Raw genomic sequence first — 24,745 nt, forward strand, 5'->3', positions numbered from 1 at the left:
GTGACCGGGGCCCACCTCAAGGGAGGAAAATGGGCATCATGTGGAATCCCGACACCTACCTGGCGTTCGCCGATCATCGAGGCCGCCCGTTCTTCGACCTGCTGTCGCGGGTGGCCGCCGAGGAGCCGCGCCGGGTGGTGGACCTGGGCTGCGGGCCCGGCAATCTCACCGAGACGCTGAAGGGGCGCTGGCCGGATGCGGCGCTGGAGGCGTGGGACAGCTCACCAGAGATGGTGGATGCGGCCAGGGGGCGCGGAATCGACGCGCGCGCCGGGGCGATCGAGGACTGGACGCCGCAGGCCGACACCGACGTGGTGGTGTCCAACGCCGCACTGCAGTGGGTGCCCGGCCATCGTGAGCTGCTGACCGGTTGGGCCCGGCGGCTCGCGCCAGGGGCGTGGATCGCGTTCCAGGTGCCGGGAAACTTCGATTCGCCCTCGCACCAGGCGGTGCGCACGCTGGCGCGCAGCCCCGAGTTCGCCGATGCGTTGCGGGATATGCCGTGGCGGGACACCGGCCAGGTCGACACCCCCGAGCAGTACGCCGGGCTGCTCACCGATGCCGGGTGCACGGTCGACGCCTGGGAGACCACCTATGTGCACCAATTGACCGGTCAGACACCGGTTCTCGACTGGATCACCGGCACCGCGCTGACCCAGGTCAGGGGCCGGCTCACCGAGGACGCCTGGCAGCGGTACCGCGAGGCGATCATCCCGCTGTTGGCGCGGGCGTACCCGGCCAGGCCGGACGGGATCACCTACTTCCCGTTCCGGCGGATCTTCGTGGTCGCCAGGACCAGCTGAGCGCGGGCCGCGACGCTTACCCCGGAGGTAATCGATATTCGCCGACCCGTCGGCCACGATGGGGACATGCCCACCTTGATGACCGCGGACCGCACCGAACTTCACTACAACGACGCGGGGACCGGACCCACCGTCGTCTTCACCCACTCGTGGGGGCTCAACGGAGGACAGTGGGACCGGATCGCCGAACGCCTGGTGCACAACGGTTTTCGGTGCGTCAGCTACGACCGGCGCGGACACCGGAACTCGGGCGCCCACGACGGCGAGTGGACGGTGGACCTGCTGGCCGACGACCTGGCCGTACTACTCGACCGGCTCGACCTCGATGATGTGACCCTGGTGGGACATTCGTTGGGCTGCGGTGAGGCGGTGCGCTACCTCAGCAGGCACGGCACCGGGCGGGTGCACCGGGCGATGTTGGTGGCGCCCCAGTTGCCGCTCACGGTCAGGACCGCGGACAACCCGGACGGCATCGACGCGGCGATGGTGGACGCCATGGTCGCCGAGCTGGAACGCGATGCGCGGAAATGGTGTGTCGACAACGCGCCGCCGTTCTTCGGCGCCGGGTACACCGTGGAACCCCAGATCGTCGAGTGGACGGTTGATCAGATTGCGGCCGTGCCGGTGGACACCCTGGTCGCCACCCAGCGGATGGGCGCGGGCACCGACTACCGCGCCGAACTCACCCGCCTGGATCTGCCCGTTCTGGTGATCCACGGCGATGCGGACGTGTCGACGCCGATCGACCTGACCGGCCGCCGCGCGGCCGCGCTGTTGCCGCATGCGGAGTTCATCGAGATCCCCGGCGCCGCACACGGTCTGTATGTCACGCATGAGGATCGGATCATCGAGGAACTCGAAGCGTTCTGCGCCACCCATGCCGAGGATGAGAGCCGCGTACCGGGCCGGTCATAACGGCAGGCCGTCCTTCTCGGCGTCGCAACGGTACCGGTCCACCCACGCGTCGGAACGCTGATCGGCCTGGCGCTCCAGCACCGGGGCCGGGGCCAACCGCGGGTCGAGGCCCAGCGCCTCCAAGACCGTGGCCACCACCTCGGTGAGGTTGCGCCACAGGTAGGGGTAGGAGACCCGGATCGGTTCGACGCCCTCCTCGTCGAACCAGGCCCGCCAGCCCTCCTCCTGTGCCCGCAGCATCGCGATGACGTGCCCGATGGCGCCCGCGTGGTATTCGGCACGGGCGTCGCGCACGGGATCGGGCCTGCCCCGCCACACCCGGGTCTGCACGGCACGCCAGAACGAGACCGCCTGCGACACCACATCGGGCCGGTACACGTGGATCAGCACCGGATCGCTGCCCACCACGTCGCGGATCGCCGCCAGCAGACCGGCGCCGGACCGGTCCGGCAGGTCCGCGGCGCGATCCAGCAGGAGCGGGGTCTGGTTCCACATCAGCTTGCCGCCCCACACCCCGTTCGGCGTGCGGCCCACCGTCTGGATGTAGTCGCGCCAGATGTGCGCCGGAGCGAGATCGGGTTTGCCCTCGTCGAGCGGATCGAGCAGCCGCAGGATCGATTCGTCGTCGATGCCGGTGAACCACTGCCGTGGCTGCGGGGACTGGCTGGTGGTCGGCAGATACTGGAAGAACTCCTGCGGCTCACCGGCTACCCCGGTGGCGCGCAAGGATTCCACCAGCAAGGTGCTGCCGCTGCGCTGGGACGCGAGCACCAGATAGGCCGTCGGGTGGTCGGGCATGCGCGTGACTGTAACCGCATCGGATATGCGGCGCCTAGCTGCCGGGCGGTCAAGTGTTTTCGTTTGCCGTGAATAAAATTACCCGTGGGTTTCGGCGATACCTCGATCGTGGGCCGCCGCCGAGCGGCTGGTCGCGGGCCTGCCGTGATTGTGCAGATATGTTTCGGTGTACCGCTCCGATATTCGGGTCCCGGCGAAGTCGGAGGGAATGACGTCGTGCGTCTGCTGCCGCCAGTCGTTGAGCAACAGCGCGAGTTCGTCGGCGACCGCCTCGGCCTTGTCGCTGGCACCCGGTCCGAGCAGGTTGGTGGCCTCGTGCGGATCGGTGGTCAGATCGTAGAGTTCGCGGCCCGGTCTCGGCGTTCGCGCATCGGGGGCGACGATGCGTCCCGGTGGGCTGTCGGCGATATCCCAGGGCAGGTCCAATAATGGCCGGGCCGTGTAGTTTTCGATATAGCTGTACTCCTTGGTCCGGACCGCGCGGATGGGGTCGAAGGAATCGTGGTAGGTCTTGGTGGTGTAAACCTCGCTGCGCACCCGGGCCGCATCCGTCGCCGCGAGCAGGTTGCCGGCGTGCGAAAGTCCGTCGATGTCCGCGGGAACGGCGACGCCGAGCAATTCGAGCAGCGTGGGCAGCAGGTCGACGCCGCTGAACAGGTCGTCGTAGCGCCGGGGCGCGACACCGGCGCCGCGGGGTGGGCGCACCATCAGCGCGATGCCGGTACCGGCGTCGTAGAGCGTCGATTTGGCCCGCGGCAACGCAGGCCCGTGGTCGGTCATGAACACCACCCAGGTGTCCGCGTCGAGCCCGGTCGCGGCCAGACCGTCGAGCAGTTCGCCGACCTTGGCGTCGGCGACGGCGATCGAACCGTAGAACTCGGCGAGATCCTCGCGTACCTCACCGGTATCGGGTAGATAGGCCGGGACGGAGACGGTTTCGGCGTCGGCGGGCTGATAGCGGTCGCGCGGGTACGGGCGGTGCGTCTCGAAGAATCCGGCGGTGAGCAGGAACGGCTGCCGGGGTGGATCGGCCAGCCACCGGGTGGCCCGCTCGACGACGTACTCGCAGTACGAGCTGGACACGTCGAACTCGTCGAATCCCAGCCGCTCCGGATACGAGGTCTCGTGTTGCATGCCGAACAACGCGGTATACCAACCGGATTCGGACAGGATCTGCGGCAAAGTCCGCACCCCGGCCCGGTACTCCCAGCCGTGGTGGGCCAGGCCCAGCAGGCCGTTGCCCTGCGGATAGCGCCCGGTGAACAACGACCCGCGCGACGGTGAGCACAGCGGTGCCGTGGCATGGGCCCGGGTGAACACGATGGCATCGGCGGCGAACCGGTCGAGCCGGGGGCTCGTGACGTCGGGGTGACCGTAGACGCCCAGATAGCGCCCGAGGTCGTGCCAGTGCACGATCAGTACGTTCTGCCGTCGCGGCTCGGTCACGTCATGCCCTCTCTGATCACTCGACGACCGAACAGCCCCGGCGCCCCGCAGGCAACCGTTCGGCTCATCGAGATCCAACCTAGGGGTGGTAGGGAACGCCGATCGCGCGGAACACGTACTCGGGCGGTACGTCGAAGGCCAGCGACCGGCACGGCACCCGGCGCAGAACGTCCTCGGGGATCTCGGTCTTGTACTGCAGCGACAGGTGCCCCCGGCAGCGCGGGTCGACGTCGTCGAGTTCGACGTCGACGGTGAGTCCGGTCGGTGCCAGCTCGGCCTTGACCGCGCCGGACTGCGCCGACGCCCATGGCTGGTCGACGCTGCGGCCGGCCAGCTTGGGCATGGTCGACATGGTGGCCAGCACCCGCTGCCGGGTCAGTACCAGCGTCCCGGCGTAGCTGGCGATGCTGCCCGCGGATCGATGGCCCGGGATCGTCCCGGTGAAGCGTCTGGTGACCGGGACGTATTCGGCGAGGAACAGGATCCCCTCGGCCTCGGTTTCGGCGCGCAGGTCACCCGGCAGGGCCCCGATGTGCAGCAGCTTTCGCAGCAACAGTGCCATCTCTGCACGCTAGCTCGACTTCATTGCACGAGCATCGGACCTGGTAGAGATGGTCAGATGGGGACGCGGGCCAGTTGGCTGAGCGCGACGGCCGTGGCTGCCGTCGGCCTGTACGCGGTGTTGTGGATCGGGTACCGGCTGCGGTGGTTGACCGCGCTCGACGATGCCGGACTGGGTCCCGCCTATCGGTACGGAACGGCCCACCCCGGGTGGATCGCCGGCTGGGACGCGTTCTGCACGGTCCTCGGGCCGTTCGGTTTCCGGGTCGCGGTCCTGGTCGTCATGGCGCTGCTGCTGGTCCGGCGCCGGTACCGGATCGTGCTGTTCCTGCTGCTGACGGTGCAGCTCAGCGGCATCGTCACCGAGATCGCCAAGGGCCTGGCCGACCGCCCCCGTCCCGACACCGCCATGGTCCATGCCCTGTCCACCTCGTTTCCGTCGGGACATGCGCTCGGGGTGCTGGTGAGCGTGCTCGCGCTGCTGACCGTGGCGTGGCCGGTGCTGCGTGCCCCGCTGCGCGGCTGGCTGGTCGCGCTCGGCGCGGTGGTCGTGGTGGCGATCGGGGTGGGCCGGGTGGTGCTCAACGTCCACCATCCCTCCGACGTCCTGGCCGGGTGGGCGCTGGGGTACGCGTTCTTCGTCCTCGTGGTGGTGTTGTTACCGCCGGGGGTCAGCGCCGTGGACGAAACACCGGCAGGGCCCGGTAGCCGACCTTGAACGTGGCCGCATCGCACAGCTCGCCGACCTCGCCGTCGTGGGCCAGCACCGTGGGGCCGTCGACCGTCACGAACCCGAACTCGGGCACCAGCAGTTCGTGGTAGAGCGGGCTGCGTTCGAGCCGGCCCATCGCGATGGCCGCGGCGATGCGCAGCCGGCTGAACCGCCTGCCGGTCTCCAGGATTCGCACGTCGATCAGGCCGTCGTCCATGCGGGGCCGCAGTGCCGGTGCGAACCCGGAAGGGAAGTACGTGCCGTTGCCCAGGAAGAACAGCGATGTCTGCAGGGTCTTGTCGTCATAGCTGATGCGCACCGGGGCGTCGCGGCGCAGGGTCAGATACATCGCGTAGACGCCGGCCAGCCGCTTGCCCATCCGGTGTTCGAGCCGTTCCCGCATCCGGACATAGGTCGGGTACGCGCCGATGCTGGCGGTGTTGACCACGGTCTGGGTGTCGTTGAGACGAACCAGATCCACATACGAGGCGTCCCCGCGCCGGATGGCCTCGACGGTACGGGCCACCGAATCGCAGCCGATGTCCTTGGCGAAGTGGTTGAACGTCCCGCCGGGAAACACCGCGAGCGGAACACCCGCGCCGACGGCGGCATCCGCCGCGCAGGCCACCGTGCCGTCGCCGCCGCTGATCGCGAGCACCTCGCACCTGGCCGCGGCCTCCCGCAGGGCGGCCTCGATCGTGGTGTCGTCGGAATCCCCGGTGACCTCGACGATCTCGGTGCGGGGCAACGCCTCTCGGACCTCTTCGATCACCGTCGCGCCCGCGCCGCCGCCGGAGGCGGGATTGACGACCAGCACCACACCGGCCCCGTCCGGGCGGGCGGGTGTCTTGAACGGCAGCGGGTCGGCGGTCGGCAGGCTGGTGGCCGGAATGGTCGGCACCACCCGGGCGCCGAGGATGGCGATGCCGGCGCCGATGCCGAAGCCGGCGAACACGTCGCCGGGATAGTGCGCGCCGGTGGCCACCCGGGACAGCCCGACCAGGCCGCCGAGCAGCGCCAGCCCGAGGCCGACCGGTGGGCTCTCCAGCCCGACGCCCACCGCGAACGCCGCGGCGCTGGCCGAATGGCCGGAGGGCAGCGAGTTCGACGTCGGCAACCGGCGGGTTCTGCGGGCGAGCGGGATCAGGGTGTGGTCGGGCCGGGGCCGGACCCAGACCCGTTTGGCGACCTGATTGGCGAACAGGCTGGTCACCGCGAGGCTGACGACGCCGCGGGCCACGCCCCGGCGGACCGAGGTGTTGCCGACCGCGGCCAGACCGGCCGCGATCGCGAACCACAGTTTCGAATGATCGGCGGCCCTGGTCAGCCGGGGCATCACGGTGTCCAGCAGCGGGCTCGGTGATTCGGCAACGGCCTCGAAGATCTCACGGTCCAGGGTGCCGAGTCCCTTGCCGATTCGTCGCACATCCATGCCGGCCAACCTAGCCGGAGCTATTGACAAATAATCTTTTCAAAGAGCACGATTCCTCTGTGCTCGACCTCGAGGTGATCGACGATCCGGCGGCGGCCGTCGTCGCGCTGGACCCGATCCGCAGCCGGCTACTGGCCGAACTGGCCGAACCGGCTTCGGCGGCGACGCTGGCGGGCCGGGTGGGAATCGCCCGCCAGAAGGTCAACTACCACCTGCGCACGCTCGAGCAGCACCGGCTGGTCACGGTCGCAGGCGAACGCCGGTGGGGTGGGCTGACCGAGCGGCTGCTGGTCGCGACGGCGTCGTCCTATGTGGTGTCGCCCGGGGCGCTCGGCCCGGCGGCGGTCGATCCCGGCCGCACCCAGGACCGGCTCTCCGCCGGCCATCTGATCGCCCTGTCCGCACGTGCGGTGCGCGAGGTCGGCGACCTGTGGCGCAGCGCCAGGGCCGGAAACAAGCGGTTGGCGACGCTGTCGATCGACACCGCGATCCGCTTCCGCACCCCGGCCGAGCGCGCCGATTTCACTCGCGAACTCGCGCAGGCCGTCACCGCCCTGGTGGCGCGCTATCACGATGACGGTGACCCCGCCGGACGCGAGTACCGGCTGGTCCTGGCCGCATACCCGAAACCGAATACTGAGGAGCCGAAATGCCCTTGAGGAAAGACGATTCCGGACGACGATGGGTCGAGCTGGAATTCCTGGTACCGGGCACCCCGGAACAGGTCTGGCACGCCATCGCGACCGGTCCCGGCATCAGTGCCTGGTTCACACCGACCACCGTCGACGAACATGTGGGTGGGGCAATCACATTCGACTTCGGCGAGGAAAACTGCGGTGCGCCGTCCCCGCCCGGTGTGGTCACCGGCTGGGAGCCGCCGGTCCGGTTCGGCTACGAGGAGCCGGGGTGGAACGGCGAGGCACCGCCGGTGGTTACCGAAGTGGTGGTCACGAGCCGTTCCGGGGACCGCTGCGTGGTGCGGATGGTGCACAGCCTGTTCACCGAAAGAGACGACTGGGACGACGAGTTGGAGAGCTTCGAAAACGGCTGGCCCGGCTTCTTCGAGGTGCTCAAGACCTACCTCAAGGATTACCCGGGGCAGCCGGCGGCCTCAGTGAACGCGATGGCGGGCGGCCCGGTGCAGATGGGGGCACTGTGGACCCGGTTGACCGCCGCGCTCAACCTCACCGGGCTCAATGTCGGCGACCGCGCCGAAACCCCGCAGGGTGCACCACGGCTGGCGGGTGTGGTGAAACGCGTCCATCAGGACGCGCGGAGTCGTGAGATCATGATCGGCCTGGACGAGCCGTGCGGTGGCACCGCGGTGATCGGCAGTTGCCCGGTGGGCGAGGAGGCGCGTGCGATCGTCAGCATGTACCTCTACGGTGCGCAGGCTGCCGCGACCGCGGCCGCCGAACAATCCGGATGGTCGGCGTGGATCGGCGAATTGATCGGTGCCGAGGCCGCGATCTGATCGTGTCTCAACCTTTATCGGAACTATAGGGTCGGCGTCGACGATGGATGCGTGCGTCAACTGCTGGTCGTGCTGTGCGCAGCCGCGCTCGCGTTGACCTGTGCGCCGTCCGCCAACGCCGTCGACCCGCCCTGGTTCGCGCCGTCGGTCGGCACCGCCAGTCAGGTGATTTCCGTTGTCGGCGTGGGCGGTTCGAAAGCCAAAATGGATGTGTGGCAACGCGGGCCTGCCGGATGGCAACCCGTCGCGGCCGGCATAGACGCCAACATCGGCTCGAACGGTATGGCCGCTCAGACCCACGACGGTGAGATGAAGACGCCGATGGGGGTCTTCACCCTGGACTTCGCCTTCGGCACTGCACCCAATCCGGGCGGTGGGCTGCAGTACGTCCAGGTCGGACCCGACCACTGGTGGGACGGGGATATGAAAAGCCCCACCTACAACACCATGCAGGTGTGTCAGAAGGCGCAGTGCCCGTTCGACACCGATCCCAGCAGCGGCACCGAGAACCTGCAGATCCCGCAGTACAAGCACGCCGTGGTGATGGGGGTCAACAAGGCCAGGGTGCCCGGCAACGGCGGCGCGTTCTTCGTGCACACCACCGACCGCGGCCCGACCGCGGGATGTGTGGCCATCGACGATGCCAGCCTGGTGCAGATCATCCGCTGGCTGAAGCCCGGCGCGCTGATCGCCGTCGCGAAGTGATTCAGAGATGCAGTGCCGCACCGCGTTTGAGTTTGAAGTTGAGGCCATCCAGCGACATGGTGGCATCGTAGGTGCGGTCGTAGCCGGTGGCGCTGATCTTCCAGCCGTCGCCGGTCCGGCGGTAGGCGTCGTGGTAGAACGCCGCCCCGATCAGCATGAAGTTGAAGTCGGGCGCGATCACCCGGTCCTGCAGGTACCAGGTGGCCGTGGCCTCGTCGCCGGTCACGGTGATCTCCGGATGCGCCACGCGATGTTCGGTGATGATCTCGGGGCCCAGCGAGCGCTTCATGAACTCCACCAGGGTGTCGCGCTCGGTGAAATGCAGCGCCTCGCCCAGCGACTGCCCGTAGTCACCGGCGACATCCTCGGTGAGGGTATCGGCGAACTCGTCCCAGTTCTTGGTGTCGAGGGCCCGCAGGTACCGGTACTTGACTTGCTTGATCTCGTCGATGTCGCCCATGCCCGTCATTGCAGCACACCGGTAGCCGAGTGAAGTCGGGGTAGCGGAAAATGGCCGATCGGCCCCTGCGCGTCCAGCCGGCTCGCCACGCGGCCGGGATTGCTATGCGATGCGTGAGAGCCCGCTGTGGCGGCAGTCCAAAACGTAGGCGGCTGAGCCGACTTCGCGTCTGGCGCGGAGTGTCAAATGGGCATCTGCGGCGCGAGCGGCTATGGTGGGCTGCGTTATGAGCGACCCGTTGGGGTTGTCGATCGGGACCACCAACCTGGTTGCGGCGCGTGTCGGCAATCAACCTGTCAGCCGGCGAGCGGTGTTGACCCTGTCGACAGACCGCACGCCGCAGGTCGGCGTGCCCGCATCCGGGTCCGGCGTCACCTTGAGCGGGTTCGTCGACCGGGTGGGCGACCCGGTCCCCCTGGTGGCCCCCGACGGGGCGTCCTACCCGGCCGATACCCTGCTGGTCGAGGCGCTCGACGCGATGGTCGATGCCGCGGGCGGGCCGTCCCCGCAGGTGGCGATCTCGGTCCCGGCGCACTGGGGCGCGCCCACCCTGCGCGCCCTGCGCAATGCGCTGCGCAGCAATCCCAATCTGTCCCGCGACGGGATGCCGGCCCGGCTGGTCCCCGACGCCGTGGCGTCGCTGACCGCGCTGCGGGCCAATCCGGGCCTGCCGCCCACCGGCGTGGTGGCGTTGCTGGACTTCGGCGGCGGTGGCACCAGCATCACGCTCGCCGACGCCGCCTCCTCGTTCGAACCGATCGACGAGACCACCCGGTACCCGGACTTCTCGGGCGACCAGATCGACCAGGCACTGCTGGCCCATGTGCTCGACGGCGTCGCCGAGGCCGGTGGCATCGATCCGGCCGGCACCGCGGCCGTCGGATCGCTGGCCGTGCTGCGCGAGGAATGCCGCCAGGCCAAGGAGCGGTTGTCGGAGCAGACCTCGACCGACCTGCGGGTCGACCTGCCGGGATACTCCGAAACGGTGCGGGTCACCCGCGCCGAACTCGAAGCGCTCATGCGGCAGCCCTTCGCGGGCGTGCTGTCCGCATTGGACAATGCGTTGGAGCGCAACCGGATCAACTGGGCCGCGGTGTCCTCGGTGGTGACCATCGGCGGTGGTGCGAGTATTCCCCTTGTCACCCAACAGCTTTCGGAACATTCCCGGGCGGCCGTGGTCACCACGCCGCAACCGGCGCTGGACGCGGCGATCGGTGCCGCCCTGGCGGCGGCCTTCGCCGCCGATGCCGACGCCATGACCGGGGCGGCACCTACCCTCGGGGTGGCCGCCGCGCCCGTCCCCGACGTGCCTGCCGAGCAAGCGGGTTCGTCGACCTTCCGGGCGCTGGCCTGGTCGCAGGACGACACCGACGACGACGTCGTGCCCTACACCGGACCGGATCTCGTCGACTCCTACGGCAGCGAGACCTCGGCGCGCCCCGCGGTGCAGTACGTGGCGCCCACCGGGCCGATCGAGCAGCCGCGCGGCGGCGCCAAGCGCCTACCGCTGACGGTGTTCGCGGTGGCCGGGGTGTGCGTGCTGCTGGCCCTGGGCGGCGTGACCTACGCGTTGACCGGCTCGACCCAGAGCACCACGACGACGTCCGAGGTCAAGACCGCCGAGCCGAAACCGTTGACCGAAACGCCTCCGCCGACGCCCAGCCCGGCCGAAATCGCGCCCCCGCCACCGGTTACCGAGGCACCGCCACCTCCGCCGGTGACGATCACCGAAGAGCCGCCACCACCACCCCCGCCGCCGGTCACCGAGACGCGGGTGGTCACGCAGACCACGACGCCACCGACGACGACCACGACAACCACCACGACCACAACAACGACGCCGACGACGACCACGACCACACCCACGCCGACGACCACGACGACGACACCCACCACCACGACGACCACGACCAATCCGATGACGACGACGTACGTCACGGTGCCGTTCGTGCCGGTACCGATCCCGATCCAGGTACCGAACCAGGGCACAACGCAGAATCCGTACCCGCGGAACCCTTACGAGCAGAATCCCTACCCGCAGAACCCGTATCAGCAGCAGCCGCAGTATCCCTACCAGCCCTACCCGTGAGGGTTGGCGTCCTCCAGGTTGCGGGGATGGTGGCAGGCCGCCGCGTGCCCGCCGACCAGGTCGACCAGGGCCGGGGCCTCCGAACCGCACACCTCGGTGCACCACGGACAGCGGGTGTGGAAACTGCAACCCGAGGGCGGATTGATCGGGCTCGGCACATCGCCTTCGAGAACCAGCCGCTCCCTGGCCGCGTTTCGCCGCGGATCGGGTATGGGCACGGCCGAAAGCAGTGCGCCCGAATACGGATGCAGCGGCCGGCTGTAGAGCCCGTCGGCGTCGGCACTTTCGACGATCTTGCCAAGGTACATCACCGCCACCCGGTCCGATACGTGGCGCACCACACCCAGATCGTGCGCGACGAACAGATAGGACAAGCCGAACTCCTGCTGCAGATCCTTCAGCAGATTGATGATCTGGGCCTGCACCGATACGTCGAGGGCCGAAACCGGCTCATCGGCGATGATCAACTTCGGTTGTAGGGCAAGGGCTCTGGCAATACCGATGCGTTGGCGCTGACCGCCGGAGAACTCGTGCGGGAACCGGTTGTAGTGCTCGGCCGCCAGGCCGACCCGTTCGAGCAGCTCGTGCACGCGCCGCCGGAGCTCCGAACCACCGGCCAGGCCATGCAACTCCATCGGGTCGCCGATGATCTGACCCACCCGCTTGCGCGGGTTCAGCGAGGCGAACGGGTCCTGGAAGATCATCTGCATCTGCCGGCGCACTCGACGCAGGTCGCGCTGGGATCGGCCGACGAGTTCCTCACCGTCGAACCGGACCGAACCCGAGGTGGCCTGGGTCAGCTGCAGGATGACGCGGCACAGGGTGGACTTCCCGCACCCCGACTCGCCCACCAACCCGAGCGTCTCGCCCTTGTCCAGGCTGAGGCTGACGCCGTCCACCGCCCGCACCCGCGCCACCTCGCGGTCGATGACGACACCGGACTTGATCGGGAAGTGCTTGACCAGATCGGTCACCTCCAGCAGTGCGGTCACCGGAGGCTCCTCTTCTCGGCGGGGGACAGCCAGCAACGGTCCAGATGCGTTCCGCCGTCGTGGTTCTCCAGTGGCGGGGGTTCTGAACACCTGTCGAATCTGTGGGCACACCGGGCGGCGAACCTGCAGCCGGTCGGCGGATCGAGCAGCGACGGTGGCTGTCCGGGGATCTGAGGCAGTCGTCCCGGCTGGGAATCCTCCACGCGGGGCAGCGATCCCAGCAGACCCCAGGTGTAGGGATGTTGCGGATCGTAGAAGATCTCGTCGAGCGTGCCGTTCTCCACGATCTGCCCCGCATACATCACCATGACCCGGTCGGCGGCTTCGGCCACCACGCCGAGATCGTGGGTGATCAGCACCACGGCCAGGTCCCGGTCCCGGTTGAGTTGGTCGATCAGCCGCAGGATCTGCGCCTGCACCGTCACGTCCAGCGCGGTGGTCGGCTCATCGGCGATCAGCACCTCGGGCTCCAGCGCCAGCGCCATCGCGATCATCACCCGTTGCCGCATGCCGCCGGAGAACTCGTGCGGATAATCCGACACCCGGCGTTCCGGATGCGGGATACCCACGGCCCGCAGCAGTTCCACCGCCTGAGCCCGGGCGTCGGCCTTGGACACCTCGCGGTGCGCCCGGATCGCCTCGACGATCTGATCGCCGACCCGATACACCGGATTCAACGAGGTCATCGGGTCCTGGAACACCATGGCGACGTGCTCACCGCGGATGTCGCGCAGCCCGTCGTCGTCCATGCCGTTGATCTCGCGCCCCCGGAAGTCGACAGATCCGTCGATCACGGCGTTGGCGGAGCGGGTCAGGCCGATCAATGTCTGTGCGGTGACGCTCTTGCCGGACCCGGATTCGCCGACCACGGCCAGGATTTCGCCGGGTTTGAGGTCGAAGGACACCCCGTCGACTGCTTGCACCACGCCGCCCTCGGTGACGAAGGCGACCCGCAGACCGGTGACCTGAAGTATCGGGCTCATGCCGCGGCCGCCTCTCCGAGTCGAATGCGTGGGTCGAGGTATGCGTAGAGCAGGTCGACGATCGTGTTGAACAGCACGATGAAAAAGGCGCCGTACATCGTCACCCCGATCAGCGGCGGCAGATCCAGGGTGCGGATCGCCTCGCCGGCGTACAGGCCGACTCCGTTGATGTTGAACACCGTTTCGGTCAGGATCGCACCCCCGCCCACCACCGCACCGAAGTCCAGCCCGAACAGCGTGACGATCGGGATCAGCGAGTTGCGCAGGATGTGGCGCAGCCGCACCTGCCGCTCGGCGATGCCTTTGGCCCTGGCGGTGCGCACGTAGTCCTCGTTGGCCACGTCGAGCATGTTGGTCCGCAGCACCCGGCTGTAGAACCCGACGAAGAGTACGGCCAGCGTGATCCAGGGCAGGATCAGGTGATACGCCCACTGCAGCGGATCTTCGGTGAGTGGCACATAGCTGCTGGCCGGAAACAACTCCACCTTGTAGGTCAGGAAGTACAGCAGGATGGCGGCCAGCCAGAACACCGGCATCGAGATACCGACGAGCGAGAGGATGGTCAGCGCCCGGTCGGTGAACTTGCCGGCATGCACCGCGCTGAGATAGCCGAACCAGATGGCCAGGGCCATCCACAGCACCGCCGCGCCGATGCACAACGACATCGTGGCGGGCAGACCATCCCAGATCTGTTCGGCCACATTGCGGTCGCTGGCATACGAGGTGAGCTTCCCCGTGAGGATCTGCTTCATCATGGTCAGGTACTGCACCGGTATCGGCTGGTCGAGGCCGAGGTCGTGGCTGACCCTGGCGATCAGTGCCGGATTCGCGTTCTTGCCGGCGATGCGGGCCGCGGGATCGGAGTTGGGGATCACGTTGAAGATGACGAACACCAGCATCGAGATCGCGAACAGCACCGCGACCATGCCGAGCACACGTCGGACGAGGAACCGGATCATTGTCTAGTGCTCCAGCCGGATCTTGGATTTCGGATCGAGCGCATCGCGCAGCCCGTCCCCGAAGACGTTGAGCGCCAGCACCGTTATCACGATCATCAGGCCGGGAACGATCGTCAGGTGCGGTGCGGTGTAGATGGTCTGGTAACCGTCGGCGATCATGGTGCCCCAGGATGCGTTGGGCGGGCGCACCCCGGCCCCGAGGAACGACAGCGCCGACTCCAGCAACATGTTGTTGGCGATGTTGAGGGTGAAGAACACGATGATCGTCGACACGATGTTGGGCAGCAGTTCGGAGACCATGATCCGCAGCGGACCCTTGCCCATCGCGACGGCCGCCTCCACGAACTCCTTCTGCCGCAACGAGAGCACCTCACCGCGGATCGGCCGCGCCATGTACGGGACGTAGACGCAGCCGATGATCAGGATCGGAATCCAGATCGAGTCACCCGCCACCTTGACCGGGCCGAGCTTGAACCCGCCGAGGGCCAGCGCCGTGCCCAGTGCGATCCCCAGCAGCAGCACCGGGAATGCCCACACCACATCCATCGCCCGGGACAGCAGGGTGTCGATCCAGCCCCGGTAGTACCCGGCGAGCAACCCGATGATCACCGCCAGCACGGTCGTGGTGAGGGCGGCGGCCAGGCCGATGTAGATCGAGGTGCGGCCCCCGTACAGCAGTCGCACCATGACGTCTCGGCCGTTCTGATCGGCCCCCAACAGGTACCGGCCGTGCAGGCCGGGCCCGATCGGAGTGCCGTCGGGGGAGACCACGTTGGTCTGCACTCCGTCGATGAGGACCTTGTCGGTGATGTGGTTCTCGTTGGGGGAGGTGTGCGCCACGTGGTCGGCCCATAGTGGTGCCGCCAGGCACAGCACCACGATCAGCACGAACAGAACTCCGCACGCGATCGCCAACTTGTTGCGGCGCAACCGGACCCAGGCCAGGTACCAGGGGCTGCGCCCCTCGATGGCAACCGTCATCACTTCAGGGCGAACGAGGTGAAGTCCTGGTTGAACAGTAGATGACGGTAACTGGTGTCGAAGTCCATCCGATCCGACAGGAACGTGGTGAACTCCTCGTTGCCGTAGGGCGCCCACACCGCCTGCTCCATGTAGGCACGGTCCAGGTCCGCGTAGCCCTTCTTGACCTCATCCGACATCTGTTGGGTGCGCAGCTGGTCCATCCTGGCGTCGAGTTCGGGGATGTTCACCCGGGAATAGTTGTTGCCGTTGGTCGGCAGGATGCTCTTACCGTTGATCAACGGGCGGAAGAAATCGTCGGGATGGGGGAAGTCCTGGAACCAGTCCGCGAACCCGGTGTCGAGATCGGGTGTGGTCTGGTTGCCGATTGTCGTCCAGTAGACGTCTCCGGCAATGACTTTGAGCGTGGCGTTGAAGCCGAGCTGGGTCAGCACATCGTGGTAGTACTCGCCGATCCGCTTGCGGTCGGGCTCGTCGTCGGTCCACACGGTGATCGCCCGGTCGGCCGGATTGGCCTCCGCGATAAGCGCTTTGGCCTTGGCGATATCCGGCCCCGGATACAGCTTGTACTCGTCATAGCCCGGCATGCCCGGCGGCAGGATCTGCTGGGTGGGGTGTAGGCGGCCACCGAAGATCCGGTTGAGCGCCTCGGGGTCGATGGCGTAGTTGATCGCTTGGCGGACCCGCAGGTCGTTGAACGGGGCCTGTTGGGTGTTCATCCAGAAGTAGTAGGTGTTGATCGAATCCTCCATCCGGAACCGATCGCTGAAGCGGGCCTTGACCTCCGGCAGTCGGTCGGCGTCGGGAGGATCCGACATGTAGTCGATCTTGTTCTGCTCGATGCCGGTGACCTGGGCGCTGTTGCTCTTGTTCTGGGTGACGATGATCTTGTCGACGTGGGCGTCGGCCACATCGTCGGCACCTGCGTCCTTGACCGTGTGGAACTGCGGATTGCGTTCCATCGTCAAAGTGTGCGGTGCGTCGACCTTCGTGATGGTGAACGGCCCGCTGCCCGGCGGCGGAGTGTTGGTCGCGTCCTTGTCGAGGGGTGTCGTCGGCGGTACCGGCGCGGCGAACGGCAGTCCGAGCAGGTTGTCGAAAGTACCGTTGGGGGCGTTCAGGGTGATGGTTATGTCACCGGTGTCATCATCCGTCTTGATGCCGCTGATGTCCTCGGCCTTACCGTCGGCGTAGTCGTCGGCGCCGACGATGACGCCGTAGAACACCGAGCCGCCGGAATCGGCCTTGAACAACCGTTTCACGGCGTAGGTGAAATCCGATGCCTTGATGGGGGTTCCGTCGGCGTACTTCATGTTCGGGCGCAGCGTGAGCTTGTAGGTCTTGCCGTCGGGGGATACCTCGGGCATCGCCTTGGCCAGGCCGGGCACCACCTCCGTGCCTTCCTCGCCCTTGGCGTGCTTGTAGGTCAGTAGTGGGGTGTAGGCGTTGTAGAGGACCTCCCAGCCCTCCAGCGTGTAGGACAACTGTGGGTCGACGTAGTCGGGGAACGAGGTCATGGTGACGTTGATCTCGCCGCCCTCCTTGGCGCCGGAGCCTCCGCCGCCGCAGGCGGCGCTGAACGCCGTCAGCGCGGCGATGCTGGTGATGGTCAGTAGTCTGCGCGGCGCGAGCATCTATTCCCCTTGATCTCCAACCCGGTTTACTCCGGGTACAGCTGTACGCCATTTCGATGAGTCGTTGAGCATCTTTCGGGAAATTCCACGGCCTGCAACTCGAACGGCCGAATTTTCTACTGCGCAGCCCGGGGTGAGCAGAAGTTCAGGCGAAACGGTCGTGGCCCGCGGGGTTTCGTGGAATCTATGACGAAATTGTGACGCCGGGGCGGGGCGCCGCCCGTCCCGGACGCGGTGGCGGACGACACCGTCAATAACGGCGCCGGGGTGGCCGGTATCGTCGTGACCGACACCCTGCTGCCTAAGTTGCGCTGGGCACCGATCGCCGTCGAGCGCCCTCAGCTGCACGTTTGCCATGAGACGGCGGATCCGGCAGGGGTTCGAAGGCCCGTTTGGCACCCCGAAATACGCCGTATCCATGGCCGCCCCTCTATTGTGTGCGTGTGCCTGAAATGGATCGCCGCCGTGTGATGTTCATGATGGGTCTGGGGGTGGCAGCCGCAGCGATGCCGGCCGGGGTGGCCGGTGCCGATCCGGCCATCGGGGACAACCCGGCCCCGCCCGGACCGGCCGCGCCGGGGGCGCCTGAGGCGGCAGCCGATGCCGGTCCCGCATTCATCTTCCAGGATGAGTTCAACGGTCCGGCCGGGTCGCCGCCGGATCCGGCGGCGTGGCATCTGGTACCGGCGCGCGAGACCATCAAGAACCCGGTCGAGTGGGATAAACCGTTCAACATGGGTCGCTACGTGACCGACCAGGAGCACGCGTTCCAGGACGGCAACGGCAACCTGGTGATCCGCGCGACCCGCGGGCCGGGCACCACGATCCAGGAGAAGTACGCCAGCGCCAAGGTGGTCGGGAACTGGCGCGGTGGCATCGGCACCACCTGGGAGGCGCGGGTCAAGCTCAACTGCCTGACCGACGGCGCGTGGCCGGCGTTCTGGTTGCTCAATGAGGATCCCGTCCGCGGTGGCGAGGTCGACCTGGTGGAGTGGTACGGCAACCGGGACTGGCCGTCGGGCACCACGGTGCACGCCCGGCTGGACGGCGAGTCGTTCGCCACCGACCGGCACCCCATCGACAGCGGCTGGCACACCTGGCGGATGTCGTGGACCCCGCAGGGGATGTACTTCTGGAAGGACTACGCCCCCGGCATGGATCCGTTCTTCGAGGTGCCGGCAAACTCGTTGCAGGACTGGCCGTTCAACGATCCCGGCTACACCCTGGCGCCGGTGTTCAACATCGCGGTGGGCGGCTCGGGTGGCCGCGACCCCAGCGGGGGCGACTACCCGGCCGAGATGCTGGTCGACTGGATCAGGGTCTTCCAGGGCTGACCGATCGATCGGCGCGTTTAACGAACACCCTTCAGGTTCTTCGTTAACCTTGTCGACGATGATCGTCCTGGCACGCCGTGTCGCCATGGTGCTGGCCGCCGTCATGCTCGTTGGCTGCGGCACGGCGGCCGCCGACCCGCCATCCAATGCCTTTGGCTACCAGCCGCTGTGGCCGTTCGCATCGCAACACGAGGCCGACCGCTGGCTGGACGGCGATGCCGCCGAGGGGCATTCGCCCTGGCATGCCGATGCCGAGGCGACCGCGCTGTTCTTCACCCAGAACTACCTGGGCTTCACCGAGATCGACCGGACCACCACCGTCACCGAACAGCCCGGTGAGGCCTGGATCGGCGTCGGCTACCAGCTACCCGAGGCCGATTCCGCTGCCGACCCCGTGACCGTCGCGACGATCCACCTGGCCCGGTTCGGCGACCGGCCGGGCGCCCCGTGGGAGGTGGTCGGCACCCGCGACGACGTACTCACCCTGCAGACCCCGCCGTACGGCAGCGCCGCGGGGCCCGACATCGAGGCGGGCGGGACCATCACCGGGGTGGACGAAAGCCTGCATCTGCAGGTGCGGCAGAGCACGCAGGACGATGTGCTCGGCGACTACTGCTGCCTGCCCGCGGGAGGACAGCAGCGCCCCTGGTCGGCCCGGGTGGAGCTGGCGACTCCGGCCAGGCCCGGCGCGCTCACGCTGGTGGTGTGGACCGGCGGGCATATCGCGTCCGTCGAGAAGTTCGCCGTCACCGGTCTGCGGGCGTGACCGCGGTGCGCAGCGTGCCTGCCCGCGGCGCCCGCAGCGCGGTCTCGATCTCCTCGAGCGGGACGGGGTCGCCCACCAGCGTTGCCCACGGATGACGTTCGCGGGTGCGGGCCAGGAACTCCACGGCCCGGTGCAGGTGACGTGGTTCGTAATTGTGGACACCGGTGATGGTGAGCCATTGCCGGACAACCGCTTCGGGGTCGATCGTCAGCGGCGGCCCCGGGGCCACCGACCCGGCCAGCACCAGGGTGCCACCCACGTCGAGCCGGGCGAGCGCCGCCGCGACGGCGTCAGTCGATCCGGTGTAGTCGATCGCCACATCGACGGTATCGCCGGCGGCCGCCCGGCCGCCGAATTGCGTTGCCTGTTCCAGACGTTCGGGGTCGCGGTCGACCACCTGGACGTCGGCGCCGGCCTCGGCGCAGGCCGCGACCGCGGTGAGCCCGAGCATGCCGGCCCCGCCGATCAGCACCCGGCGGCCGGCGAGCGGGCCCGCCGCCTCCAGGGTGGCCATCACCGTGGCCGTCGCGCAGGCCGCGGGTGCCGCGACGGGGTCGGGCAGCTGCGCGGGGACCGGCGTGATCGCGGTGCCCTTGGGCAGCACGACATGCTCGGCGTATGACCCCGACAGCGGCCAGTCGCCGTCGAAGGGTTCGTGTCCGATCTTGCGCACCGAAATGCATTTGGCGGTCAAACCCGCACGGCACCGCGGGCATTCGCCGCAGGCGACGGTCACCGACCAGACGATCCGCTGCCCGATCGTGGCCGCGGCGCGGTTGCCCGCCCCGACGACCTCGCCGACCGCCTCATGGCCGAGGATCGACGGGCAGGGCGACGGCCGCCTGCCGGACACGGTGTGCAGATCGCTGCCGCACACCGTGGCCAGCCGCACCCGGACCAGGACGTCGCCGTCGCCCAGTTCGGGGATCTCGACCTTGCGCAACTCGACGCCGGAGCCTCCGGTCCAGACCGCGGCCGTGGTCACACGAGGCGGGACCGGATCCATCCGGACAACCTTTCGATGGCGTAGACGATGACGAAGATGACGATCACGATGGCCCCGGCCACATCGAAGTTCAGCGTGCGGATCGACTCGAACAGCAGGAAGCCGACACCGCCCGCGCCGACGATGCCCAGGATGGTCGAGGTGCGCACGTTGACGTCGAACAGGTACAGGCTCGACCCGACCATGGCAGGCATGGATTGCGGAATCACCGCGGCGAACAACGTGTTCCACCAACCGCCGCCGACCGATCGGACGGCTTCCATCGGGCCGGGATCGATCTCTTCGACGGCGTCGGCCACCAGCTTGGCCAGGAAGCCCACCGATCCGATGGCCAGTGCGCACGTGCCCGCGATCGGCCCGAGACCCAGCGCCGCGACGAACACCACGGCCAGGATCAGTTCGGGGACCGCGCGCACCAGCAGGATCCAGCCGCGCGCGAGCCAGTACAGCGAGGCGTGCGGCGTGACGTTGCGGGCGGCGAGGATGCCGACCGGGACCGACAGCACGATGCCGATGGCCGTCGACACCACGCCGATCGCAACGGTCTGTGCTGCGGCGACGAACAGTTCGCCGCCGAGGGCACTGAAGTCGGGCGGGATCATCCTGGCGAACACCTCGACGGATCCGAACACCCAGGTGACCAACGACAACGGGTGGATCTTCAGCACCACCAACGCGGCCAGGCAGGTGCCGGCCAGCAGAGCGGAGAACGCGAACCGGGTGATGCGATCGCGGGCCGGGCTGGACAGCCCCGGTGTCAGCAGCATCCTGCGGATGACGATCGCCAGCAGTTCCATCGCCGCGATGATCACCAGGATCACACACACGATGCCCAGCGCCCGGGGATAGATCAGGCCCCGCAGCGCATCCTGCAACGCGAAACCGATCCCGCCCGCGCCGACGAACCCGAGCACCACCGACATGCGCAGGTTGATGTCGATCCGGTAGACGAACGTGCCGATCCAGGACGGCACCACCTGCGGGATGACGGCGTTCACCATCTCGCGCAGATACCCCGCCCCGGTGCTGCGCACCGCCTCGCGGGGACCGGGGTCGGTCTGCTCGATCGCATCGGCGAACAGCTTGCCGAGCATGCCGATCGAGTGCAGGGCCAGCGCCAGAATGCCGGGCAGCACGCCGATTCCGAGCGCCCGCACGAAGAGCACCGCGAACAGCAGGTCCGGCATGGCGCGGCAGAAGGTGATGATCGCGCGGGCCACGGCGTAGACCGCGGGATGCGGTGTGGTGTTGCGAGCGGCCAGGAATGCCAGCGGCACCGAGGCGACGGCGGCCAGCACGGTGCCAAGGACGGCCATCAGCAGCGTCTCGACGGCCAGACCCGCGATGCGGCCCGGATCGTCGAGCCGCGGCGGGACCATCCGCTCCAGCAGCGCGACCACATCGTCGAAACCGTCGAGGAGGGCGGCCGGGAAGAATTCGATCGACCAGGCCGAGGCCAGCGTGGCCAGGACGGCCGCGAGGGCGACCAGGTGCAGCAGACCCGGCAAGGGCGGCTTGCGGTTTCGTGGCGGCGGGGGCGGTACCGCCGGTCGCTCGGTGACGTGGGCGGTCATGACCTGCGGGCCGCCGAGGTGTCGCTGACTGCGGGGTCGACGCGCTGGTAGATCGCCATGACGTCGTCGCGGGCCATACCCACCGCGGGGCGGTCGAGCACTTTGCGGCCGCTGCGCAGGCCGACGATGCGGTGGGCCCAGCCGAGTGCCAGGTCGACCTGGTGCAGCGTGCACACCACGGTGAGTTTCTCCTCGATGCACACCCGGAACAGCAGATCCATGACGACACCGGCGTTTTCGGGATCCAGCGATGCCACCGGCTCGTCGGCCAGCAGCAGGCCGGGCTTCTGCATCAGGGTGCGCGCGATGGCGACACGCTGCTGCTGGCCGCCGGAGAGCGTATCGGCGCGGCGTTCGGCGAAGTCGGCCAACCCGACGCGGTCCAGGTGGGCCAGCGCCTCGGTCCGCATCCGTTTCGGATAGGTCAGCGCGCCGTAGCGGGGGACTCGCAGCGCTCCGAGCCCGCCGATCAGGACGTTCTCCAGACAGCTCAGCCGGCCGACCAGGTTGAAGTGCTGGAAGACGAACCCGACACGTCGGCGCAGTGCCCGCAGTTGGGCGCCGGAGGCCTGGTCCACCCGGATCCCGCCGACGTCGACGGTGCCCGACGTGACGGGGTGCAGACCGTTGAGGCAGCGCAGCAGCGTGGACTTGCCCGATCCGGAAAGGCCGAGCAGGACCAGCATCTCGCTGCGGTGCACGTCGAGTGAGACGTCCTGCAGTGCGAGGGTGTCGCCGAAGCGTTTGGTGACGTCGCGGGCGGATACGACGACGTCGTCGCCGGCGACGGGATGGTCGGGTGCCGGGGCGGACATCTCGGCTCAGCCCTTGCACTTCTCGGAGCCGGTCACATCGCACACGTGCCGCACACCGTCATAGTCCGAGTCCTTGGCCTCGACGACACCCCACGCCCGCTCGTCGGTGATCCGGCAGCCGTCGCCCTCACAGAACCCTTCTGCCTCCAGGGATTTCACGTTGGCCTTCTCGGTGAAGATGGTCTTGAGCTTGTCGGTGGCCTCGGTGCCCAGTGAATCGTTGGCGGCGAAGACCGAGCCGGCGATGGTGTCGGACTTCCACACCGTCTTGAGCTGGCCGGGCTTGAGATCGCCCTTCTCGACCATGGTCTTGTCGACCATGGTGTCGAACGCGAACCCGGCGTCGCAGTCACCGTTGGCGATCGCCAGCGCCGACGAGTCGTGGCCGCCGGCGAAGATGGGCGACATCGCCGCCGAGATATCGCCTTCGGCACCGGACTTGATCACCCCGGCCTCGATCAGCCCGGCGGTCGGGTAGAGGAAGCCCGAGGTGGAGCCCGGGTCGACGAAGCAGACCTTCTTACCGGCGAAGTCCTTGAGGCCGTTGATGTCTGCCTCGTCGGCGCGGGCCAGGCCGTAGGACTGGTAGCCGGGCGGGGTTCCCTCGTCCTTGATCACGGCACCGACCGGGGTGAGCTTGGCGCCGTTGATGCCGGCCACCACGTAGGCGAACGGACCGAAGAAGGCGAGGTCGACGTTGTCGGCGATCATGCCCTCGACCACGCCCGCGTAGTCGGAGGCCTGGACGAAGTCGATCTTGGATCCGGTTTCCTTCTCCAGCAGCTTGATCAGCGGCTCGTAGCTGGCCTTGAGGTCACTGGAGTTCTCGGCGGGGATGGCGGCCAGGGTGATCGTCTCGGGGAAACCCTGGGCGTTGGGCGCGTCGGTATCGGAGCCCGAGCCCGAACAGCCGGACATGACCAGGGCGACGGCGGCCGCGGCGGCCGCGAGTGGGCGGGTACGGAGTTTCATGGCGCGGGGACCTTTCGGGGAGGCGCGAGGACTGCCCATACCCTGAGTCTTGGTCTATACCAACGGGTGCATCGAATTCGAACGGCAGGTGAACAACGCTCCAAAAGTTGGTCTATACCATGGTATAGACCAACTTTGATATCGTGGGCGGGTGACTGCGGCGGCGCCCAGGGTTCTCAAACATCAGGTGGTCCGCGGGCAGCTGGACCGGCTGCTCGACGATATGGACGTCGGGGATCCGTTTCCGTCCGAGCGTGAGATCGCCGAGCGGTTCGAGGTGGCCCGCGAAACGGTCCGTCAGGCGATGCGCGAGCTACTGCTGTCCGGCCGGATCGAGCGTCGGGGCCGCAGCACCGTGGTCGCCCGGCCCAAGATCCTGCAACCGCTGGCCATGGGTTCCTATACCGAGGCCGCCAAGGAGCAGGGCCTGCACGCCGGGCGCATCCTGGTCGGCTGGAGCGATCTGGAAGCCGACGAGGTGCTCGCCGGGCAGCTCGGCATCGAGGTCGGCGCGCCCATCGTCCAGCTGGAGCGGGTCCTGACCACCGACGGGGTGCGGGTCGGTCTGGAGACCACGAAACTGCCCGCCGCGCGCTACCCGGGGCTGCGCGAGACGTTCGATTTCCGGGCGTCGCTGTACGCCGAGATACGCAGCCGAGGCATCCGCTTCGAGCGGACCTTCGACACCATCGACACCGCCCTGCCCGACGCGCGGGAGTCGGCTCTGCTCACGGTCGATTCCCGGACTCCGATGTTTCTGCTCAACCGGGTTTCCCACGATCAGGACGGTATTCCGATCGAGCAAAGACGGTCGCTGTACCGCGGCGATCGGATGACGTTCACGGCCGTGATGCATGCTCCGTAACGAGGCCGATTTGTAACCATTTTGTGATTAATGACCTGCGGAAACGCTGAAAGCGTAGTCTTGACAGAACTCTGAGGAATCTCTCAGATCCCCCTGAGGGTTGCTGCAATGATCTCCAGCTACCCGTAGGGTGCCGGTGTGGGCAGACACCAGAAAGCCGGGCCCAGCCGGCGGCGGTCGCCTGGTGTCGCAGCTGCGCTCATCGCTCCGGCCGCCGCGTTCTTCGCGCTCGGCGGTGACGTACAACCGGTACCCGAAAAGCCACCCGCCAAACCTGTTGTGGCCGACGACGGACCGCCGTGCTGCATGGAGGTGGTCAACGCACCCCGCGGGCAGGCGTCGGGTCCCGTCGTCGAGCAGGCGGGCGTGAACATGGTGGCCGCGACGCAGCCCGCCACGGCGTCGCGGTGGCGGGTCATCAACATCCCGCAGCTGCTGCCGGTGGGACTCGCCCCGGAACGCGGCCTGC

At 68.0% G+C, this 24,745-nt stretch carries 24 protein-coding genes and 1 pseudogene; 11 read left to right on the forward strand and 14 right to left on the reverse strand.

Annotation, left to right across the window (positions count from 1 at the left end):
• The first annotated feature begins 38 nt into the window (after positions 1–38).
• Complete coding sequence (locus ACWDTP_RS11730) at positions 39–803, forward strand: trans-aconitate 2-methyltransferase (RefSeq protein WP_450019771.1); 765 nt, start codon at positions 39–41, stop codon at positions 801–803.
• Positions 804–869: 66 nt separating this feature from the next.
• A complete protein-coding gene (locus ACWDTP_RS11735; RefSeq protein ID WP_450019726.1) occupies positions 870–1,718 on the forward strand; it encodes an alpha/beta fold hydrolase in 849 nt (282 codons plus the stop codon).
• Here the strand turns inward: ACWDTP_RS11735 and stf0 are convergent.
• The 3 genes from stf0 to ACWDTP_RS11750 form a co-directional block, all read right to left on the reverse strand.
• The gene (gene stf0, locus ACWDTP_RS11740; protein ID WP_450019728.1) at positions 1,713–2,516 is read right to left on the reverse strand and encodes a trehalose 2-sulfotransferase; all 804 of its coding nucleotides are present in this window, start codon (positions 2,514–2,516) and stop codon (positions 1,713–1,715) included. The genes ACWDTP_RS11735 and stf0 overlap by 6 nt on opposite strands.
• Positions 2,517–2,594: 78 nt before the next feature.
• On the reverse strand, positions 2,595–3,962 hold the full coding sequence (locus tag ACWDTP_RS11745) for a sulfatase family protein (RefSeq protein ID WP_450019730.1): 1,368 nt from the start codon (positions 3,960–3,962) through the stop codon (positions 2,595–2,597).
• Positions 3,963–4,041: 79 nt separating this feature from the next.
• Positions 4,042–4,524: a hypothetical protein gene (locus ACWDTP_RS11750; protein WP_450019732.1), complete on the reverse strand. Its 483-nt coding sequence runs from the start codon at positions 4,522–4,524 to the stop codon at positions 4,042–4,044.
• Positions 4,525–4,581: 57 nt separating this feature from the next.
• Between ACWDTP_RS11750 and ACWDTP_RS11755 the strand changes: the two genes are divergently transcribed.
• Positions 4,582–5,241: a phosphatase PAP2 family protein gene (locus ACWDTP_RS11755; RefSeq protein ID WP_450019734.1), complete on the forward strand. Its 660-nt coding sequence runs from the start codon at positions 4,582–4,584 to the stop codon at positions 5,239–5,241.
• Here ACWDTP_RS11755 and ACWDTP_RS11760 read toward each other — a convergent pair.
• Positions 5,195–6,667, reverse strand: a complete 1,473-nt coding sequence (locus ACWDTP_RS11760; protein WP_450019736.1) for a bifunctional phosphatase PAP2/diacylglycerol kinase family protein — start codon at positions 6,665–6,667, stop codon at positions 5,195–5,197. The genes ACWDTP_RS11755 and ACWDTP_RS11760 overlap by 47 nt on opposite strands.
• 59 nt (positions 6,668–6,726) lie before the next feature.
• On the opposite strand from ACWDTP_RS11760, the gene ACWDTP_RS11765 reads away from it, so the two are divergent.
• Genes ACWDTP_RS11765 through ACWDTP_RS11775 form a run of 3 tightly spaced genes read left to right on the forward strand, consistent with a single transcriptional unit; the run spans position 6,727 to position 8,846 of the window.
• Positions 6,727–7,326: an ArsR/SmtB family transcription factor gene (locus ACWDTP_RS11765; protein ID WP_450019738.1), complete on the forward strand. Its 600-nt coding sequence runs from the start codon at positions 6,727–6,729 to the stop codon at positions 7,324–7,326.
• Positions 7,317–8,141, forward strand: coding sequence for an SRPBCC family protein (locus ACWDTP_RS11770; RefSeq protein ID WP_450019740.1), 825 nt, complete (start codon positions 7,317–7,319; stop codon positions 8,139–8,141). The genes ACWDTP_RS11765 and ACWDTP_RS11770 overlap by 10 nt, the downstream gene beginning before the upstream one ends.
• Before the next feature lie 51 nt (positions 8,142–8,192).
• Positions 8,193–8,846 carry a L,D-transpeptidase family protein gene (locus ACWDTP_RS11775; RefSeq protein ID WP_450019742.1) on the forward strand — a complete coding sequence of 218 codons (654 nt, stop codon included), beginning with the start codon at positions 8,193–8,195 and terminating at the stop codon, positions 8,844–8,846.
• A gap of 1 nt (position 8,847) precedes the next feature.
• Here the strand turns inward: ACWDTP_RS11775 and ACWDTP_RS11780 are convergent, their stop codons facing one another.
• Entirely contained in the window at positions 8,848–9,306 is a 459-nt protein-coding gene (locus ACWDTP_RS11780; RefSeq protein ID WP_450019744.1) for a nuclear transport factor 2 family protein, read from the reverse strand.
• A 226-nt stretch (positions 9,307–9,532) separates the two neighbouring features.
• On the opposite strand from ACWDTP_RS11780, the gene ACWDTP_RS11785 reads away from it, so the two are divergent.
• On the forward strand, positions 9,533–11,395 hold the full coding sequence (locus ACWDTP_RS11785) for an Hsp70 family protein (RefSeq protein WP_450019746.1): 1,863 nt from the start codon (positions 9,533–9,535) through the stop codon (positions 11,393–11,395).
• Here the strand turns inward: ACWDTP_RS11785 and ACWDTP_RS11790 are convergent.
• From ACWDTP_RS11790 to ACWDTP_RS11810, 5 genes are read right to left on the reverse strand one after another with little or no spacing between them, the layout of a single operon-like run.
• Positions 11,386–12,387: an ABC transporter ATP-binding protein gene (locus ACWDTP_RS11790; RefSeq protein ID WP_450019748.1), complete on the reverse strand. Its 1,002-nt coding sequence runs from the start codon at positions 12,385–12,387 to the stop codon at positions 11,386–11,388. The two genes, ACWDTP_RS11785 and ACWDTP_RS11790, sit on opposite strands and share 10 nt — an antisense overlap.
• A complete protein-coding gene (locus ACWDTP_RS11795) occupies positions 12,384–13,370 on the reverse strand; it encodes an ABC transporter ATP-binding protein (protein ID WP_450019750.1) in 987 nt (328 codons plus the stop codon). The genes ACWDTP_RS11790 and ACWDTP_RS11795 overlap by 4 nt, the downstream gene beginning before the upstream one ends.
• On the reverse strand, positions 13,367–14,329 hold the full coding sequence (locus ACWDTP_RS11800; protein WP_450019752.1) for an ABC transporter permease: 963 nt from the start codon (positions 14,327–14,329) through the stop codon (positions 13,367–13,369). The genes ACWDTP_RS11795 and ACWDTP_RS11800 overlap by 4 nt, the downstream gene beginning before the upstream one ends.
• Positions 14,330–14,332: 3 nt before the next feature.
• The gene (locus ACWDTP_RS11805) at positions 14,333–15,310 is read right to left on the reverse strand and encodes an ABC transporter permease (RefSeq protein WP_450019754.1); all 978 of its coding nucleotides are present in this window, start codon (positions 15,308–15,310) and stop codon (positions 14,333–14,335) included.
• Positions 15,310–16,944, reverse strand: coding sequence for an ABC transporter substrate-binding protein (locus ACWDTP_RS11810; protein WP_450019756.1), 1,635 nt, complete (start codon positions 16,942–16,944; stop codon positions 15,310–15,312). The genes ACWDTP_RS11805 and ACWDTP_RS11810 overlap by 1 nt, the downstream gene beginning before the upstream one ends.
• Before the next feature lie 452 nt (positions 16,945–17,396).
• Here ACWDTP_RS11810 and ACWDTP_RS11815 point away from each other — a divergent pair, with 452 nt between their 5' ends.
• Both ACWDTP_RS11815 and ACWDTP_RS11820 read left to right on the forward strand, forming a co-directional pair.
• Complete coding sequence (locus ACWDTP_RS11815; protein WP_450019773.1) at positions 17,397–18,278, forward strand: glycoside hydrolase family 16 protein; 882 nt, start codon at positions 17,397–17,399, stop codon at positions 18,276–18,278.
• 58 nt (positions 18,279–18,336) lie between these two features.
• On the forward strand, positions 18,337–19,044 hold the full coding sequence (locus ACWDTP_RS11820) for a hypothetical protein (protein WP_450019758.1): 708 nt from the start codon (positions 18,337–18,339) through the stop codon (positions 19,042–19,044).
• Here ACWDTP_RS11820 and ACWDTP_RS11825 read toward each other — a convergent pair.
• Genes ACWDTP_RS11825 through ACWDTP_RS11840 form a run of 4 tightly spaced genes read right to left on the reverse strand, consistent with a single transcriptional unit; the run spans position 19,025 to position 23,411 of the window.
• Positions 19,025–20,050, reverse strand: a complete 1,026-nt coding sequence (locus tag ACWDTP_RS11825; RefSeq protein WP_450019759.1) for a zinc-binding dehydrogenase — start codon at positions 20,048–20,050, stop codon at positions 19,025–19,027. The two genes, ACWDTP_RS11820 and ACWDTP_RS11825, sit on opposite strands and share 20 nt — an antisense overlap.
• Positions 20,026–21,624, reverse strand: a complete 1,599-nt coding sequence (gene phnE, locus ACWDTP_RS11830; protein ID WP_450019761.1) for a phosphonate ABC transporter, permease protein PhnE — start codon at positions 21,622–21,624, stop codon at positions 20,026–20,028. The genes ACWDTP_RS11825 and phnE overlap by 25 nt, the downstream gene beginning before the upstream one ends.
• On the reverse strand, positions 21,621–22,439 hold the full coding sequence (phnC, locus tag ACWDTP_RS11835) for a phosphonate ABC transporter ATP-binding protein (RefSeq protein WP_450019763.1): 819 nt from the start codon (positions 22,437–22,439) through the stop codon (positions 21,621–21,623). Before phnC ends, phnE begins: the two co-directional genes overlap by 4 nt.
• 6 nt (positions 22,440–22,445) lie before the next feature.
• On the reverse strand, positions 22,446–23,411 hold the full coding sequence (locus ACWDTP_RS11840) for a phosphate/phosphite/phosphonate ABC transporter substrate-binding protein (RefSeq protein WP_450019765.1): 966 nt from the start codon (positions 23,409–23,411) through the stop codon (positions 22,446–22,448).
• A 151-nt stretch (positions 23,412–23,562) separates the two neighbouring features.
• Here ACWDTP_RS11840 and ACWDTP_RS11845 point away from each other — a divergent pair, with 151 nt between their 5' ends.
• Both ACWDTP_RS11845 and ACWDTP_RS11850 read left to right on the forward strand, forming a co-directional pair.
• Positions 23,563–24,276 (forward strand): GntR family transcriptional regulator, encoded by a 714-nt coding sequence (locus ACWDTP_RS11845; protein ID WP_450019766.1) that lies wholly within the window; start codon positions 23,563–23,565, stop codon positions 24,274–24,276.
• Positions 24,277–24,414: 138 nt separating this feature from the next.
• Positions 24,415–24,745 (forward strand): annotated as a pseudogene (locus ACWDTP_RS11850) (hypothetical protein); the annotation flags it as partial.

This window comes from Mycobacterium sp. NPDC003449 (genome assembly GCF_053588415.1).

Coding starts and splice junctions, on each gene's coding strand:
- ACWDTP_RS11730 (WP_450019771.1), top strand. CDS start 39: ATGTGGAATCCCGACACCTACCTGGCGTTCGCCGATCATCGAGGCCGC.
- ACWDTP_RS11735 (WP_450019726.1), top strand. CDS start 870: ATGCCCACCTTGATGACCGCGGACCGCACCGAACTTCACTACAACGAC.
- stf0 (WP_450019728.1), bottom strand. CDS start 2,516: ATGCCCGACCACCCGACGGCCTATCTGGTGCTCGCGTCCCAGCGCAGC.
- ACWDTP_RS11750 (WP_450019732.1), bottom strand. CDS start 4,524: ATGGCACTGTTGCTGCGAAAGCTGCTGCACATCGGGGCCCTGCCGGGT.
- ACWDTP_RS11755 (WP_450019734.1), top strand. CDS start 4,582: ATGGGGACGCGGGCCAGTTGGCTGAGCGCGACGGCCGTGGCTGCCGTC.
- ACWDTP_RS11760 (WP_450019736.1), bottom strand. CDS start 6,667: ATGGATGTGCGACGAATCGGCAAGGGACTCGGCACCCTGGACCGTGAG.
- ACWDTP_RS11770 (WP_450019740.1), top strand. CDS start 7,317: ATGCCCTTGAGGAAAGACGATTCCGGACGACGATGGGTCGAGCTGGAA.
- ACWDTP_RS11780 (WP_450019744.1), bottom strand. CDS start 9,306: ATGGGCGACATCGACGAGATCAAGCAAGTCAAGTACCGGTACCTGCGG.
- ACWDTP_RS11785 (WP_450019746.1), top strand. CDS start 9,533: ATGAGCGACCCGTTGGGGTTGTCGATCGGGACCACCAACCTGGTTGCG.
- ACWDTP_RS11795 (WP_450019750.1), bottom strand. CDS start 13,370: ATGAGCCCGATACTTCAGGTCACCGGTCTGCGGGTCGCCTTCGTCACC.
- ACWDTP_RS11800 (WP_450019752.1), bottom strand. CDS start 14,329: ATGATCCGGTTCCTCGTCCGACGTGTGCTCGGCATGGTCGCGGTGCTG.
- ACWDTP_RS11805 (WP_450019754.1), bottom strand. CDS start 15,310: ATGACGGTTGCCATCGAGGGGCGCAGCCCCTGGTACCTGGCCTGGGTC.
- ACWDTP_RS11810 (WP_450019756.1), bottom strand. CDS start 16,944: ATGCTCGCGCCGCGCAGACTACTGACCATCACCAGCATCGCCGCGCTG.
- ACWDTP_RS11815 (WP_450019773.1), top strand. CDS start 17,397: ATGGATCGCCGCCGTGTGATGTTCATGATGGGTCTGGGGGTGGCAGCC.
- ACWDTP_RS11820 (WP_450019758.1), top strand. CDS start 18,337: ATGATCGTCCTGGCACGCCGTGTCGCCATGGTGCTGGCCGCCGTCATG.
- ACWDTP_RS11825 (WP_450019759.1), bottom strand. CDS start 20,050: ATGGATCCGGTCCCGCCTCGTGTGACCACGGCCGCGGTCTGGACCGGA.
- phnE (WP_450019761.1), bottom strand. CDS start 21,624: ATGACCGCCCACGTCACCGAGCGACCGGCGGTACCGCCCCCGCCGCCA.
- phnC (WP_450019763.1), bottom strand. CDS start 22,439: ATGTCCGCCCCGGCACCCGACCATCCCGTCGCCGGCGACGACGTCGTC.
- ACWDTP_RS11840 (WP_450019765.1), bottom strand. CDS start 23,411: ATGAAACTCCGTACCCGCCCACTCGCGGCCGCCGCGGCCGCCGTCGCC.